General features: G+C 67.3%; 10 protein-coding genes and 2 pseudogenes. 4 read left to right on the forward strand and 8 right to left on the reverse strand.

Annotated features, from left to right (window positions below; translation table 11 throughout):
- The 3 genes and pseudogenes from DIE02_RS34790 to DIE02_RS34800 form a co-directional block, all read right to left on the reverse strand.
- Positions 1 to 93 (reverse strand): annotated as a pseudogene (locus tag DIE02_RS34790) (electron transfer flavoprotein subunit beta/FixA family protein); the annotation flags it as partial.
- Positions 94 to 269: 176 nt separating this feature from the next.
- A pseudogene (locus tag DIE02_RS34795) lies at positions 270 to 518 on the reverse strand (aminotransferase); the annotation flags it as partial.
- A 169-nt stretch (positions 519 to 687) separates the two neighbouring features.
- Positions 688 to 1,560 carry a LysR family transcriptional regulator gene (locus DIE02_RS34800; protein ID WP_124524021.1) on the reverse strand — a complete coding sequence of 291 codons (873 nt, stop codon included), beginning with the start codon at positions 1,558 to 1,560 and terminating at the stop codon, positions 688 to 690.
- A gap of 120 nt (positions 1,561 to 1,680) precedes the next feature.
- Between DIE02_RS34800 and DIE02_RS36290 the strand changes: the two genes are divergently transcribed.
- From DIE02_RS36290 to DIE02_RS34820, 4 genes are all read left to right on the forward strand, one after another.
- Positions 1,681 to 1,809 (forward strand): hypothetical protein, encoded by a 129-nt coding sequence (locus DIE02_RS36290; RefSeq protein WP_260427390.1) that lies wholly within the window; start codon positions 1,681 to 1,683, stop codon positions 1,807 to 1,809.
- On the forward strand, positions 1,806 to 2,495 hold the full coding sequence (locus tag DIE02_RS34805; RefSeq protein ID WP_124524023.1) for a glutathione S-transferase family protein: 690 nt from the start codon (positions 1,806 to 1,808) through the stop codon (positions 2,493 to 2,495). The genes DIE02_RS36290 and DIE02_RS34805 overlap by 4 nt, the downstream gene beginning before the upstream one ends.
- 204 nt (positions 2,496 to 2,699) lie before the next feature.
- Positions 2,700 to 4,007: a dicarboxylate/amino acid:cation symporter gene (locus tag DIE02_RS34815; RefSeq protein ID WP_124489810.1), complete on the forward strand. Its 1,308-nt coding sequence runs from the start codon at positions 2,700 to 2,702 to the stop codon at positions 4,005 to 4,007.
- Between the two features lie 13 nt (positions 4,008 to 4,020).
- Entirely contained in the window at positions 4,021 to 4,962 is a 942-nt protein-coding gene (locus tag DIE02_RS34820; protein ID WP_124524025.1) for an amino acid ABC transporter substrate-binding protein, read from the forward strand.
- Between the two features lie 256 nt (positions 4,963 to 5,218).
- On the opposite strand, the gene uvrA is transcribed toward DIE02_RS34820, so the two are convergent.
- From uvrA to DIE02_RS34845, 5 genes are all read right to left on the reverse strand, one after another.
- Positions 5,219 to 11,110 carry an excinuclease ABC subunit UvrA gene (uvrA, locus tag DIE02_RS34825; RefSeq protein WP_124524027.1) on the reverse strand — a complete coding sequence of 1,964 codons (5,892 nt, stop codon included), beginning with the start codon at positions 11,108 to 11,110 and terminating at the stop codon, positions 5,219 to 5,221.
- A 289-nt stretch (positions 11,111 to 11,399) separates the two neighbouring features.
- Entirely contained in the window at positions 11,400 to 12,866 is a 1,467-nt protein-coding gene (locus tag DIE02_RS34830; protein WP_260429083.1) for an aspartate/glutamate racemase family protein, read from the reverse strand.
- On the reverse strand, positions 12,863 to 14,137 hold the full coding sequence (locus DIE02_RS34835) for a dicarboxylate/amino acid:cation symporter (protein ID WP_124524029.1): 1,275 nt from the start codon (positions 14,135 to 14,137) through the stop codon (positions 12,863 to 12,865). Before DIE02_RS34835 ends, DIE02_RS34830 begins: the two co-directional genes overlap by 4 nt.
- Before the next feature lie 183 nt (positions 14,138 to 14,320).
- Positions 14,321 to 15,235, reverse strand: a complete 915-nt coding sequence (locus DIE02_RS34840; protein ID WP_124524031.1) for a LysR substrate-binding domain-containing protein — start codon at positions 15,233 to 15,235, stop codon at positions 14,321 to 14,323.
- 106 nt (positions 15,236 to 15,341) lie between these two features.
- The gene (locus DIE02_RS34845; RefSeq protein WP_124489813.1) at positions 15,342 to 15,650 is read right to left on the reverse strand and encodes an H-NS family nucleoid-associated regulatory protein; all 309 of its coding nucleotides are present in this window, start codon (positions 15,648 to 15,650) and stop codon (positions 15,342 to 15,344) included.
- Positions 15,651 to 15,906: the final 256 nt, after the last annotated feature.

Genomic DNA, 15,906 nt, shown 5'->3' on the forward strand with positions numbered 1-15,906 from the left:
CACGTTCGCGATGTCGACGCCCGTGTTGTCCGACTTCACGCGGACCTTCACGTTGTAATCGACCACTCTTTTCACTGCTACGACGATCTTCACGCGCTGCTCCTCCATCGAGTCGTTGGCATCATCCGGTTTCGCAGGCCATTACACGCGCAAACCCGGCCGGCGACAACTATCCATTGACTCTGCCGGTCATAGCCCGAACCTATTGCGCCGCGCGTTTGCCGGCGCCGAATGCGACACGGCCCGGATGATCCGGGCCGTGTCGTCGATCAGCAGTTCGCTGCCAGCGTGGCGGTAATCGCCAGGAATCGCGCGATATCGTCGGGCGCATGGCAATGAAGCGGCGATATCCGCACAGCGCCGCCGAGCCCGAACGATTTCAGCATCCGCCCCGAATACAGGCTCGACGCAACGCGTTCATGGACGATCACGCCGTGCTTTTCGTATTCCCGCACCGCCTGCGTCGGTTCGAGGTTCGCGAAACCGATCCCGACGATCAGGTCGCGCTCCGTCAGGTCGTGTGCGGCACGCGCCCATTCGCTGACCGCCGAGATCGTCCGGCAGGCGGCGCAGGCGTGCGATTTCAGCACGAGCCTGCTGGCCCCGGTGCGCATGATCAGGTTCCCGAATGACCCGTCCGGCCCCGTGGCGCGATGCGCCCGCATCGCCGCGCACCGAAGCACACGGTCAGATCTTCAGCGTCGTCGACAGATATTTGAATACGGTCGAGACCCGCAGCAGATGTCGCGATTCCCGGTGGGTCAGCACCCACAGCTCAGTCTGGCAGTCGGGCAGGACATCGGTCAATTGCACGAGATCGGAGCGGCCGCGTGTCAGAAACATCGGCAGTATGCCGACGCCCATGCCCAGGGCGACCAGCTCCATCACGGTCAGGATGCTGTCGACCTTGTAGTGCGGCACCACTTTCCTGAAATGACGTTTGCGCCAGATGACCGACGGGTGGCCCGGCAGCGCGTCGTCCGGCGCGATCCAGCGTGCCTTGCCCGCCGTGACGTCTTCATAACGGCGTACTGCGGCGTCGTGCCTCGACGCGAAAAGCGCCACGTCGATCGACCCGACATGCTTGCCCACCAGATATTCCGGTGGCTGCCGGGTCGCACGCACCGCGATATCGGCATCGCGGCGCCCCAGGTCGGCGATCTCGTTGCCGGTGTTCAGCTCGTACGCAAGCCGCGGGTGGACGGCTTCCAGCTGCTTCAGCGCCGGCCCGACCAGCCCGTGCAGAATCGTGTCGGTGGTGGTGATGCGCACGGTGCCCGCCACTTGCTCGGGCACTTGTTGGGCGATCGAGCGGGCCGATTCGACCTGCACTTCCACTTGCTCCGCGTGTTCGGCCAGCGCCAGCGCGATTTCCTTCGCGCGATAGCCTGAGCGGGTCCGTTCGAACAACTGCTGCTGCAGGCCGCGCTCGATCCGCCTGAGGTTGCGAAACACGGTCGACGCATCCACGTCCAGTCGCTCGCCCGCCTGAACCAGCGTGCCCGAGCGGGACAGCGCCAGTATCGTTTCGAGGTCTGCTGCGCTGAGCTTGTATGGCATCCGGTTATCCCCCGTGCATTGCATTTTTGCAATCCGTCATTGTAATCATGCGTATTGCTCAAGCACTTCCGCAATGTCAAATTCGGTGCCGCCTTGCCAACTCTCCCAACGGGTGCCGATATGAACCAATCGATTTCGACGAGTGACAATGCCGCCGCCTATGGCGCGTTGCGGCTCCGCGTGGCGTTGGGCCGGCGCAGCCAGCGCTTCGCGCCTGACGTGGCCTGCCACGGCGAGGCGACGACATGAGCACGCCCCAATACCACCTCGTCAGCCACGTGCTGTGCCCCTACGTCCAGCGCGCAGTCATCGTGCTGACCGAAAAAGGCGTGCCGTTCGAACGGACGGACGTCGACCTGGGCAACAAGCCGGACTGGTTTCGCAGGATTTCCCCGCTCGGCAAGACCCCCGTGCTGGTCGTCGATGGCGCGCCCATCTTCGAATCGGCCGTGATCTGCGACTACCTCGACGAGACGCTCGCGCCGCGGCTGCATCCCGATGCGCCGCTCGAGCGGGCGCGGCACCGCGCCTGGGTCGAGTTCGCTTCGGCACTGCTGAACACCGTGTGGGGGTTCTACACGGCTGCGGACGAAACGGCGCTGGCCGCAGCAACCCGTGACATCCGCGCACGATTCGAGCAGCTCGAAGACACGCTCGGCACCGGCCCGTATTTTGGCGGCGCGCACTTCAGCATCGTGGACGCGGCATTCGGGCCGGTGTTCCGCTACTTCGACGTGTTCGAGCGGATCGACGACTTCGGGTTCTTCGCGGGCTTGCCCAAGGTCACTGCATGGCGACAACGGCTCGCCGAACGGCCGTCCGTGCGCGCAGCGGTCCGGGCCGACTATCCGCAGCGGCTGATGGAGTTCCTGCTCAAGCGCGGCTCGATGCTGTCGACGCGTATCCGCGATCACGTATTGCGCATTCAGGATTGAACCGAACCGCTTTTGCGTGCCGGCGCCCCGTATCGGGTTGCGCCGGCACCGGGCTCAGGGTGCCACCGGCACGATCTTTGCCGGGCAATCGGTCGCGACACGGCGCTAGCGCAAACCCGCCCCCGGTTGCACTGTTCATCGCCGTTCGGGTCCTGTATTGTCCTTCCATCCCCGGTTGCGGAACCGGTGCATGGGAGGCGCACGATGCAGAAAAAAAATGCTGCAGCCGTCTGGATCCTGATCGCGATGGTGGCAGGCATCCTGATCGGCTACATGATCTTCACGAGCTTTCCCGACAAAAAGGCCACCACCGAAATCGCCGGATACATCTCGCTCGTGTCCGACGTGTTCCTGCGGCTGATCAAGATGGTGATCGGCCCGCTGGTGTTCTCGACGCTCGTCGTCGGCATCGCGCACATGGGCGACGCGGCATCGGTCGGGCGCGTGTTCGCGAAATCGATCGGCTGGTTCGTCACCGCGTCGCTGATCTCGCTGCTGCTCGGGCTGTTCATGGCGAACCTGCTGCGGCCCGGCGAGAACCTCGGCCTGCCGCTGCCGGACATCGGCGCATCGGCGAACCTCGCGACCTCCAAGTTCACGCTCAAGGATTTCGTCGGCCACATGGTGCCGAGATCGTTCGCCGAGGCGATGAGCAACAACGAAATCCTGCAGATCGTCGTGTTCTCGATGTTCTTCGGCGTCGCGCTCGCGGCGCTCGGCGAGCGCGGCAAGATCCTCGTCGCCGCGATCGACCAGCTGTCGCACGTGATGCTCAAGATCACCGGCTACGTGATGAAGCTCGCGCCGCTCGCGGTGATGGCCGCGATGGCCGCCACCGTCGCGGTCAACGGGCTGTCGGTACTGCTGAAGTTCGCGGTGTTCATGGGCGACTTCTACGTGAGCCTGTTCCTGCTCTGGGCCTTGCTCGTCTGTGCCGGGCTGTTGTTCCTCGGGCCGCGCGTATTCAAGTTGCTGGTGCTGATCAAGGAAGCATTCATGCTGTCGTTCGCGACGGCCAGCTCCGAAGCCGCGTATCCGAAGATCCTCGACGCGCTCGACCGGTTCGGCGTGCGACGCAGGATTTCGAGCTTCGTGATGCCGATGGGCTATTCGTTCAACCTCGACGGTTCGATGATGTACTGCACGTTCGCGTCGCTGTTCATCGCGCAGGCGTACAACATCCACCTGTCGATCGGCACGCAGGTCACGATGCTGCTGGTCCTGATGCTCACGTCGAAGGGAATGGCCGGCGTGCCGCGCGCATCGCTCGTCGTGATCGCCGCCACGCTGCACCAGTTCGGGCTTCCGGAGGCCGGCCTGCTGCTGATTCTCGGCGTCGATACGTTCCTCGACATGGGCCGCTCGGCCACCAACGCGGTCGGCAACTCGATCGCGAGCGCGGTGGTCGCGAAGTGGGAAAACCAGCTCATGTCGGAAGCGGAAGCCGAAGCCAATCTGGCACGCATCGAAGCGGAACAGGAAGCGACGATTGCGCATCCGACGGACGTCTGACGGAGGCCCGGCGATGAAGATGCAGCGATTCTGGCGTGCGCTCGCGCTCGCGGGCCTGCTTGCCGCGGGCGCGACCGCGCGCGCGGAAGATGCGCCGTCCACGCCGCCGCGCGTCGAGCCGTTCGCGCCGGCCCGACTGACCGGCACGCTCGCGAAGGTGCGCAGCAGCGGCACGATCGCGCTCGGCTATCGCGACGCGTCGATCCCGTTCTCGTATCTGAACGCGCGCAACCAGCCGATCGGCTATTCGATCGAGCTCTGCAAGGCGCTCGTGTCGTCGATCGAGGATGCGGTCAACCGGAACCTGACGATCCGCTGGGTGCCGGTCACGTCCGAGAACCGCATCGACGCGGTGGTCAACGGCACGGTCGACCTGGAATGCGGCTCCACGACGAGCAACCTGGAGCGGCAGAAGCGCGTGGCGTTCTCGCCGATCATCTTCGTGGCCGGCACGAAGGTGATGGTGAAACGCGGCTCGCCGATCCGCTCGTTCCGCGATCTCGCGGGCAAGAAGGTCGCGGTGACGGCCGGCACGACCAACGAGAAGGCGCTGCGCGACCTGGACGCGCGGTTCAGGCTCGGGATCCAGCTGCAGGTGGTGCCGGATCATGCGCAGGGCTTCGCGCTCGTCGCGAGCGGCGGCGCCGATGCGTTCGCGACGGACGACGTGTTGCTGTACGGCCTGATTGCCGTGAATGCGGGCAAGGGCGGCCAGTACGACGTGGTCGGCGACTTCCTGTCCTACGACCCGTACGGCATCATGTTCCGCAAGGACGATCCGCAGCTCGCGCAGGTCGTGAAGAGCACGTTCGAGGAGCTGGCCGTCGACGGCGAGATCGCGCGCCAGTACAAGCGCTGGTTCCTGCGCCCGCTTCCGTCGGGCATGAGCCTCAACCTGCCGATGAGCCCGCAGCTGGAGACCATCATCGAGACGATCGGCGTCAAGGGCGAATGAGATAGCGCCGCCGTCTTCCGCTCGACCGGGACGAGCCGTTCCTGTCGCGCGTGATGCGGCGGCGTCCCCGGCGTCCCCGGCGTCACCTACGTTGCGCGGCAGGCGCGACGCATCCGGCCACGCTATTCCGGGCAGCCATGTATTCATGCCGGGTGCCCGGTCGACGGGATGTCGCAGCGGCCGATCGCACGGACGAATGCAAAAGCGGCCCCGGTGCCTGCCCAGACACCGGGGCCGCTCACCGGCAGCACCGCGTTCAACCGACCCGCACTTCGCCCTGCCGCTCCGCTTCGCCGTCCTGCGCCGCCGTTCGCGCCAGCACCGGCTTCAGCGCATGCCCGGTATGGCTCGCCTTCACCTGCGCGAGCCCTTCCGGCGGCGCCGCCGCGACGATCGTGCCGCCGCCCACGCCGCCTTCCGGACCGAGATCGATGATCCAGTCGGCTTCCGCGATCACGTCGAGGTCGTGTTCGATCACGACGACGCTATGCCCGCCGTCGACCAGCCGGTGCAGCACGCGGATCAGCTTCGCGACGTCGGCCATGTGCAGGCCGACCGTCGGCTCGTCGAGCACGTACAGCGTGTGCGGCGCCTTCTGGCCGCGCCGCGTGATGTCGTCGCGCACCTTCGTGAGCTCGGTCACGAGCTTGATCCGCTGCGCCTCGCCGCCGGACAGCGTCGGCGACGGCTGGCCGAGCGTCAGGTAGCCGAGGCCGACGTCCTTCATCAGCTGCAGCGGATGCGCGATGTTCGAAATCGGCGCGAAGAATTCCACCGCTTCGTCGATCTCCATCGTCAGCACGTCGCCGATGTTCCGGCCGCGCCACGTGACCGCAAGCGTCTCCGGGTTGAAGCGCTGCCCGTGGCACACGTCGCACGGCACCTTCACGTCGGGCAGGAAGCTCATCCCGATCGTGCGCACGCCCTGCCCTTCACAGGCCGGACACCGCCCGTCGCCGGTGTTGAACGAGAAGCGCGATGCCGTGTAGCCGCGCGCCCGTGCCTCCAGCGTATCGGCGAACAGCTTGCGGATCGTGTCCCACACGCCGATGTAGGTGGCCGGGCACGAGCGCGGCGTCTTGCCGATCGGCGTCTGGTCGACTTCGAGCACGCGGTCGATCTGCTCCCAGCCGCTCAGCGACGCGCAGCCCTGCCACGCATGCGTGACGTTCAGCGACGGCCGCGGCGCGCTGCGTGCGAGCACGCTCGAGCGGCGATTGGTGGCCGGCGCGTCCTGCGCAGCCTTGCGCGCGCGCCGCGTGGCCGGCGACGACAGCACCGAGCGGCCGACCGCGTCGAGCAGGTTCGTCATCAGCACGTCGCGCGCGAGCGTCGACTTGCCCGAGCCGCTGACGCCCGTCACCGCGACGAGCCGCGCGAGCGGAATGCCGACGGTGACGTCACGCAGGTTGTGCAGCGTCGCGCCGTGCACGGTCAGCCAGCCCTCCGGCACCGCCGGTGCGCCCTTCTTGCCCGCGAGGCTCACCGCACGGCGCGGCTGCAGCGGGTGCGTCATCGGCTGCGCGAGCAGCCGGCCCGTGACCGAATCGGGCTGCGCGGCCAGATCCGCGACCGCCCCTTCGGCGACCAGCGTGCCGCCGCGCTTGCCGGCGCCCGGACCGACGTCGATGATGTGGTCGGCGCGGCGAATCGTGTCCTCGTCGTGCTCGACGACGACGAGCGTGTTGCCCTTGTCGCCGAGCTTGCGCAGCGCGTCCAGCAGGATCTGGTTGTCGCGCGGATGCAGGCCGATGGTCGGCTCGTCGAGCACGTAGCACACGCCCTGCAGGTTGCTGCCGAGCTGCGCGGCGAGCCGGATGCGCTGCGCTTCGCCGCCCGACAGGCTCGGCGCCGCACGATCGAGGCTCAGGTAGCCGAGCCCGACTTCCTCGAGGAACGCGAGGCGGCTGCCGATCTCGCTGACGATGTCGCGCGCGATCTGCGCGTCGCGCCCGGTCAGTTCCAGCGCGTCGACCCAGCGGCGCGTATCGGACACCGTCCACTGCGCGACCTCGACGATCGGATGCGCGTCGAACGTGACCGCGCGCGCGGACGGGTTCAGGCGCGTGCCGCCGCAATCGGGGCACGGCTCGTTGCCGACGCCTTCCGGTTCCTGCTCGTCCGACGGCAAGGTCTGCTCGCGGCCGCGATCGTCACCGGCGAGCACCGTGTCGTCGTACGCCGCGCGCTGTTCGCGCGTGAGCGTGACGCCGGTGCCGACGCAGGTCGTGCACCAGCCGTGCTTGCTGTTGTACGAGAACATCCGCGGGTCGAGCTCCGGGTAGCTCGTGCCGCACACCGGGCACGCACGCTTGACCGACAGCACCTTGACCTCGCCGACGCGCGCGGTCGAATGGTCGTTCTGCATCGCGTGATGCAGCCCGTCGAGCGGCGCGAGCAGGTGCATCACGCCCTTGCCGAGCTCGAGCGTCTCGTCGAGCAGGCGCCGCAACTCGGCCTCGTGGTCCGGCGACACGACGATGTCGGCCACCGGCAGCTCGATCGTATGCTCGCGGAAGCGGTCGAGCTTCGGCCACGGATCGACCGTGACGAACTCGCCGTCCACGCGCAGATGCGTGCTGCCGCGCGCCTTCGCCCACTTCGCGAGATCGGTATACACGCCCTTGCGGTTGACGACGAGCGGCGCGAGCAAACCGACGTGCTCGCCGCGATGGTCGCGCAGCAGCTGCGCGGCGATCGACTCGACGGTTTGCGACGTGACGGGCGTGCCGTCGTGGATGCAGTGCTGCAGGCCGAGCTTCACGTACAGCAGCCGCAGGAAGTGCCAGACTTCGGACGTGGTCGCGACCGTGCTCTTGCGGCCGCCGCGCGACAGCCGCTGCTCGATCGCGACCGTCGGCGGAATGCCATATACGGCGTCCACTTCCGGCCGCCCGGCCGGCTGCACGATCGAGCGCGCATACGCGTTCAGGGATTCGAGGTAGCGGCGCTGGCCTTCGTGGAACAGGATGTCGAACGCGAGCGTCGACTTGCCGGAACCCGACACGCCGGTGATCACGTTGAACTTGCCGTGCGGGATGTCGACGTCGAGCGCCTTCAGGTTGTGCTCGCGCGCGTTGACGATCCGCACGACGTCCTCGCCCTCGATCGCGCGCCGCTCGCGGGCGGCGTTCAGCACGGCCTGCAGCGGCACGCCTTCGTCGGCGAGCGCGGTTTCGCCGTCCATCGCGCGGTCGTACTGCAGCAGCGCGACGCCGGTGTGCGATTGCGCGCACGCCTTCACGTCGTCGGGAGTGCCAGCGCACAGCACGAGGCCGCCGCCGTCGCCGCCTTCCGGGCCGAGATCGATCAGCCAGTCGGCCGCGCGGATCACGTCGAGGTTGTGCTCGATCACGATCAGCGAATGGCCGGCCGCGAGCAGCTTGCCGAATGCCTGCATCAGTTTCGCGATATCGTCGAAGTGCAGCCCGGTGGTGGGCTCGTCGAACATGAACAGCTTCGCGCGCGCGATGCGCGCCTCTTCGCTGGCGATCCGGCGCCCGCCGGCCGCCGCCGCCGATTCGGCGAGGAAGCCGGCCAGCTTCAGCCGCTGCGCTTCGCCGCCCGACAGCGTCGGCACCGGCTGGCCGAGCTTCACGTATTCGAGGCCGACGTCGACGATCGGCTGCAGCACGCGCAGCACCTCGGCGTCGGTCGCGAAGAACGCGGCCGCCTCGCTGACGGTCAGGTCGAGCACGTCGGCGATGTTCAGCGCGCGGCCGTCGCGCTCGATGCGCACTTCGAGAATCTCGGCGCGGTAGCGGCTGCCGTCGCAATCCGGGCAACGCAGGTAGACGTCGCTGAGGAACTGCATCTCGATGTGCTCGAAACCCGAGCCGCCGCAGGTCGGGCAACGGCCGTCGCCCGAGTTGAAGCTGAACGTGCCGGCGCCGTAGCCGCGCTGCAGCGCGAGCGGCGCCTTCGCGAACAGCTTGCGGATCTCGTCGAACGCGCCGACGTAGCTGGCCGGGTTCGAGCGCGTGGTCTTGCCGATCGGCGACTGGTCGACGAACACGACGTCGCCGACCTGGTCGGCACCCGTGAGCGTGCGGAACGCGCCCGGCGACTCGGTCGCCTTGCCGTGGTGGCGCGCCATCGCCGGATAGAGCACGTCCTGCAGCAGCGTCGACTTGCCGGAACCCGACACGCCCGTCACGCACACGAGCCGCTGCAGCGGAATCTCGACCGTCACGTCGCGCAGGTTGTGCTCGGTCGCGCCTTCGAGCACGATGCGCGGCGTGTTCGCGTCGACCGGGCGGCGCGCCCAATTCGACGCATGCGCGACGTGCTTGCGGCCGCCGAGATATTCGCCCGTCAGCGTGCGCGCGGCACGGATGTCGGCCGGCGTGCCGTCGTAGACGATCGTGCCGCCGCGCTCGCCGGGGCCCGGGCCCATGTCGATCAGCCGGTCGGCCGCGAGCATCACCGACGGATCGTGCTCGACGACCACCAGCGTATTGCCCGCGTCGCGCAGCCGCTGCATCGCCTCGACGATTCGCGTGAGGTCGCGCGGATGCAGCCCGATGCTCGGCTCGTCGAGCACGAACAGCGTTTTCGTGAGCGAGGTGCCGAGCGCGGTGGTCAGGTTGATCCGCTGCACCTCGCCGCCCGACAGCGTGCGGCTCTGCCGGTCGAGCGTCAGGTAGCCGAGCCCTACGTCGCACAGGTATTTCAGGCGCGTGCGCACTTCGGCGAGCAGCAGTTTCAGCGCATCGTCGAGCAGCGCGCTCGGCAGCGTGATCCCGTCGAAGAAGCGGCGGATGCGCTCGATCGGCAGCAGCATCAGGTCGTGCACCGTCAGGCCCGGCAGCGCTTCGAGCTGCGCGCGCGTCCAGTCGACGCCGCGTGGCATGAAACGATCGGCGGGCGCGAGCACCGCATCGGCGTTCGCCTTCGAGCCGAGCCGCCACTGCAGCGATTCCGTCTTCAGGCGCGCGCCGCCGCAAACCTCGCACGGCGTGTAGCTGCGGTACTTCGACAGCAGCACGCGGATATGCATCTTGTACGCTTTCGATTCGAGATAGCCGAAGAAGCGTTTCACGCCGTACCACTGGCTCTGCCACTTGCCGTTCCAGTCCGGCGAGCCGTTGATCACCCAGTCGCGCTCGGCATCGGTCAGGTCGGACCACGGCGTGTCGCGGCGGATGTCGGCCTTCGCCGCGTAGCGCATCAGGTCGTCCTGGCACTCCTTCCAGGCGGGCGTCTGCATCGGCTTGATCGCGCCGCCGCGCAGCGTCTTGCGCGCGTCGGGGATCACCAGGCCGAGATCGACGCCGATCACGCGGCCGAAGCCGCGGCAGGTCTCGCACGCGCCGTAGGCCGAGTTGAACGAGAACAGCGCCGCCTGCGGCTCCGCGTAGCGCAGGTCGCTGTCGGGATCGTGCAGCCCGGTGGAGAAACGCCACACCTGCGGCTCGGCCAGCGCGTTTTCCGCTTCCGGCGCGAGCACGTAGACGTTCACGCGGCCGCCGCCGCGCTTCAGCGACGCCTCGATCGCCTCGACCACGCGCACCTTGTCGGCCTGCTGCACGCGGAAGCGGTCGGCCACCACGTCGAGCAGCTTGCGCGGGCCGGTGGGCGACGCGACTTCGCGCTGCGCCTGCACGCGCGTGTAGCCGCTCGCGGACAGCCACTGCGCGATTTCTTCGTCGGACACGCTTTCCGGCAACTCGACCGGGAACGTGACGACGACGCGCGGATCGTCGGCGCGCGTGCGCTCGACGAGTTCCGCGTAGATCGTCTCCGGCGTGTCATGCCGCACCTGCCGCGCGGTCTGGCGGTCGAACAGCTCGGCCGCGCGCGCGTACAGCAGCTTCAGGTGATCGTTGAGCTCGGTCATCGTGCCGACCGTCGAACGCGAGCTGCGGACCGGGTTGGTCTGGTCGATCGCGATCGCGGGCGGCACGCCGTCGACGCGCTCGACCTGCGGACGGTCCATCCGGTCGAGGAACTGCCGCGCATACGCGCTGAAGGTTTCGACGTAGCGCCGCTGGCCTTCCGCGTACAGCGTGTCGAACACGAGGCTCGACTTGCCGGAGCCCGACGGGCCGGTGACGACCGTCATTTCGCCGGTGCGCAGGTCGAGATCGAGGTTCTTGAGGTTGTGCTGACGTGCTCCGCGAATGCGGATCAGATTGCTGGATGACAATTTGCCTGCCCGTCTGAATGAGTTAGCCGGAATTCACGGTGCCGGAACGCTGCGGCGGATGCCCGCAGGCGCGGCGCACGTGCCGCACGGGTCATGCCCGCGCCGCTCGAGTTCGACGGATACTATACTGTATATTCATACAGTTTTCCAAGAAGGGCGCGAATGCGGGAAACCGCGCCGGATCGCGCCGTCTTTCCCGGACGGCGGCTCGATCGTCGAAGCACGCGCCGAACGGCGCGCGCTTCCGGAGCGTCTGCCGCTCGCGCTCACACGCCGAATCGGCACCGGCTCAGCCGCCAGCCGCCATCGCATACGCAATGCACGTGCGGGCGAGCACGTCGGTCGGATCGACGAGCGTCGCCCGACGCCCGTCCGGCGCGACATATTCGCCGCCCGGCAGCAGGATCGGCAGCTCGGTGCAGCCGAGCACGATCACCCGCACGCCCTCGGCGATCAGCGCGTCGACGGCGGCGCCGATATCGTCCTTGCACTGTCCGGTCGTGAAGCCGGCCTTCACGCCCTGCTTCCCGTAGATCGCTTCCATCACGCGCGCCTGCAATGCGGGCGTCGGTGCAACCTGTCGCAATCCTTGCGATTCCAGCGCCTTCTGGTAGACCCCGCTTTCGATCGTGCCGGAGGTCGCGAGCACGCCGACGTCGCGCAGCCCCGGATACGTATCGCGCAGATGCGCGACCGTGACGGTCAGCATGTTGACGACCGGAATGCCGAGGTACGGCTGGATCCGCTCGACGAACGCATGCGCGGTGTTGCACGGAATCGCGATGACGTCGGCATCGCCGTCCTCGAGCTTCTTGCAGGTCGCGTACAACGAGATCGTCGGGTCCGCGCCGGTGCCCGTCAGGTTCTCGGTCCGGTCGGGAATCTGCGGATTCTGCTCGACCAGCAGCTTGATGTGTTCCTGATCGCGCGACGCCGGCGTGTTGCGCACGATCTTGTCGAGGAAATCGACCGTCGCGGCCGGCCCGACGCCGCCAACCACGCCGACCTTGAACGGCGCCGCGCGCGAACCGGCGTGCCCGGTCACCGCGTACTGCGCATACGCGAGGTTCGAATCCACCAGCGGCACGCGCAGCGGGCCGATGGCGTCCGCGACCAGCGCGATCTCGGTCAGGCCGGGGACGATCACCTGCACGCGCTGATCGATCAGGTCCGCGCATGCGCGGCGCAGCAGGTCGACCGGCCGGCCGCGCAGATTGCCGCGCTTGATGCCGTCGGCGCCGTAGACGGCTTCCGTCACGAGATCGATCCCGTCGTGCGTCCGCGGATGAACGACGTCGAACTGCGGTGACGGGAAATACGTGTCGAAGAGTCGCTTGTCCCGCACGTAGTCGGAAGCCAGCACGCCGATGCGCGTCGCGTCCGGGTATTTGCGCCGCACGTGGTAGCGAACGGCTTCGACGATGTCCACGATCGGCAGGCGCGTATTCGCCTTCAATTCGTCGATGAACGTGTGACTCAGGAAACACGGCAGCACGACCGTCGTCACGCCGCGCTTCTCGAACTGCCGGATCATGTCGAACACGTACAGCTTGCGCTCGATGGTCACCGCTCTGCCCGACCCCGAGCCCTTGAACGGGTATTGCTCGAAGATCATCCCGGCGTGTTCCTCGTCGGACGACGCCGGCGTCGCCTTCACCATCTTGAAGAACACGTCGGCACTGCCCAGCGGCCCCAGGCCGCCGACCACGCCGAATTTCCTCCGCGCATTCACGCTATCCGTCTCCGTGCGCATCATGCGTTCAGCTCCGGCCGCTCGAATACGGCGTCCTGCGATTTCACGGCGCGCCGCGTCTCCCACTTCGCGATCACCGCCGTCGCCACGCTGTTGCCGATCACGTTGGTCATCGTGCGGCCCATGTCGAGGATCTGGTCGATCGCGAGCACCATCGCGACGCCGGCCACCGGCAGATGGAACATCGGCGCGACCGCCGCGACCACTACCACCGAGCCGCGCGGCACGCTCGCCATGCCCTTGCTGCTCAACATCAGCACCAGCAGCATGAACACCTGCTCCGACAGCGGCATGTACACGCCGAACGCCTGCGCGATGAAGATGGCCGCGAACGCCTGATACATCATCGAACCGTCGAGGTTGAACGCGTAGCCGAGCGGCAGCGTGAAGCCCACCACCTTCTTGTCGACGCCGAAGCGCTCGAGCTGCTCGGTCAGGCGCGGATAGGCGGCCTCGCTGCTGGCGGTCGAGAACGCGATCAGCGCGGGCTCGCGCACGGCCTTCAGCAGGCTCCCGACGCGCCGCCCGAGAAACACGTAGCCGACGCCGATCAGGATCGCCCAAAGAACCAGCAAGCCGAGATAGAACGCGCCGATCAGCTTCCCGTACGTGTAGATCACGTCGAGCCCGCGCAGCGTGACCGACGACGCGATCGCACCGAACACGCCGAGCGGCGCCGCGCGCATCACGTAGTTCGTCAGGCGCAGCATCACCGGCACCATCCCGTCGATCGACTGGATCACGACGCCGACGCGCGGGTCGCGCTTCAACGCACTCAGCGCGACGCCGAGAAAGATCGAGAACACCAGGATCTGCAGGATGTCGTTGCGCGCCATCGCATCGAGCAGGCTGGTCGGGAACGCATGCGTGATGACGTCCCGGGCGTTCAGCGCGGCGGTGTTCAGTCCGGTGTTGACCTCGCCCGCGCTCGCCACGAGGTTCAGGCCGGCGCCCGGCTGCAGCGCATTGGCCATCACGAGGCCGAGACTCAACGAAATCAGCGACGCGCAGATGAACCAGCCGAGCGAGCGCAGGCCGATGCGGCCGACGTCCTCGCCGCCGTCCATGCCGGCCAGGCCGGACACGAGCGTCACGAACACCAGCGGCGCGATGATCATCTTGATCAGGCGCAGGAAGATGTCGGTGACGATCGAGAAGTAGCCGGCGATCGTCTTGAGGGTGGCCGGGTCCGCGATGTTGGCGTGGCACGCATAACCGGCGACGACACCGAGGATCATGCCGACTGCGATGCTTGAGGTGAGGCGATTTTTCATGTCCATTCGTCCTTGGGTGGCACCCGGCCGCCGGAAGGCGGCGAGCGCTGCGAAGAAGGCCGCGCGACGCCGGTCGCGCGTCGCATGTGCCGTTGGAACGAATGGTAGGGACGGTCGAAAAAGCCGTGATGCCGGTGCGACATGGCGGTATGCGAGCGCCGCATAACGCGGGAAAACCCTGATTCAGCCGAGCCGGACAGGCGCCGCGCGCAGATGCTGCCAGAGGGTGTCGAGGAATTCGCTGCGATTGGACACGTCGCGATACACGCGCAGCTCGACTTCCAGGTTCCACGCCGCCGGGCCCGCCGGCACGAGGTCACCGGCCGCCAGTTCGGCGGCGATCGCGCTGCGGGGCAGCCACGCGACGCCCTCGCCTTCCATCACGAGCTTCTTGAGCACTTCGGCCATGTCGGACTCGTAGTGCAGCTGCAAGGCCGGCGCATCCGGTGCGCGGCCGAGCAGCAGCGCGAGACAGCGGCCGAAGTAGCTGGTTTCCGTGTAGGTAATCAGCGGCAGCGGGTCCTGCTTCGTTCCGGGCAGGCGAAACGCGGGCGCCGATCGACGGTTCGGCCGGCACGCCGGCATCAGGGTGTCGAGGCCCACCGTCAGGTGCGCGTACTTCGCGGGGTCGAGATGGAGCGGCAGCTCCGGATGGTGATACGCGAACATCAGCTCGCAGTTGCCGTTGACGAGCATCAGGATCGAGTCGTGGACGTTCGTCGGAATGACACGCGCGCGCACTTCACCGAAATGCGTCGCGAGCGCCTTGAGCCAGGCCGGCAGGAAACTCAGCGCGATCGTGTGGCCCGCGGCGATCTGCAGGCTCTTGCCGGCGATCCGCTGCTCGGTGCGGATGATCGCGCGGGTATCGTACAGGCGGCTGATGACGTCTTCGGCCGTTTCGCGGAACAGGCGCCCCGCGGGCGTCAGCACCGGCGGAAAGCTGCTGCGGTCGATCAGCTCGGCGCCGATCCACTGCTCGAGCGACTGGATGCGGCGGCTGAAGCCCGATTGCGTGACGTTGCGAAATTCAGCCGCGCGGGAAAAGCTCTGGTATTGCGCGAGCGCGAGGAAATCCTCGATCCATTTGATTTCCATGATGGCCTTGGAGGTCGCGGGTGAGCCGGCCCGCGCGTCGCCAGGGTCGTGGCGAAGCGCGGGCCGACGGACGCCTCCATTTTATGGGCAGCGCGCAATGTCGCGTTCAACCCTCCTGGCGCTCGATCAGGAAGCGCTCGCGGCGCTTCCCCTTGATCCATGCTGGCTCGCGTCCCCGGCCGGACCACGTCGCCCCGGTGTTCGGATCGCGGTACTTCGGCGCGACGGCAGGCGTTTTTCGCGCCGTCCTTGCGGCACTGCCCTGACGGCCGAATATCTGTCTCGGGGTCAACCCATATTCGGCGACACGGGTACGGACCTCCTGCAGCACGGTCTCGAGTTCGGCCTGTCGCGCTTCCTCGGCACGTTTCATCAGTTCATTGGCTTGCGCCTTCAATTCGCGATAGCCTGACATCCCTTTCCTCCCAATTGCTCCGGCGCCATGAAAAGCCGAACGGGGCGCAAGCCCCGAACGGTTCGTTGTGTTGTCAACGGGTGGTGTCACGCGCGTGCACGCGACGCGGCACGAGGCCTGTCTCCCTATGCATCGGATGCGTCGGCAGCACGCGTGCGCACGTCGTTCAGAACGGCAGATCGACGTCCGGCTTCGCGGCCGTCAGCACGCGGCGGAAGTCCGCCTGGATGCGCTCGAGCCCTTCCTTGGTCTCCGC

The organism is Burkholderia sp. Bp8991 (genome assembly GCF_003853795.1).
GTDB lineage: Bacteria > Pseudomonadota > Gammaproteobacteria > Burkholderiales > Burkholderiaceae > Burkholderia.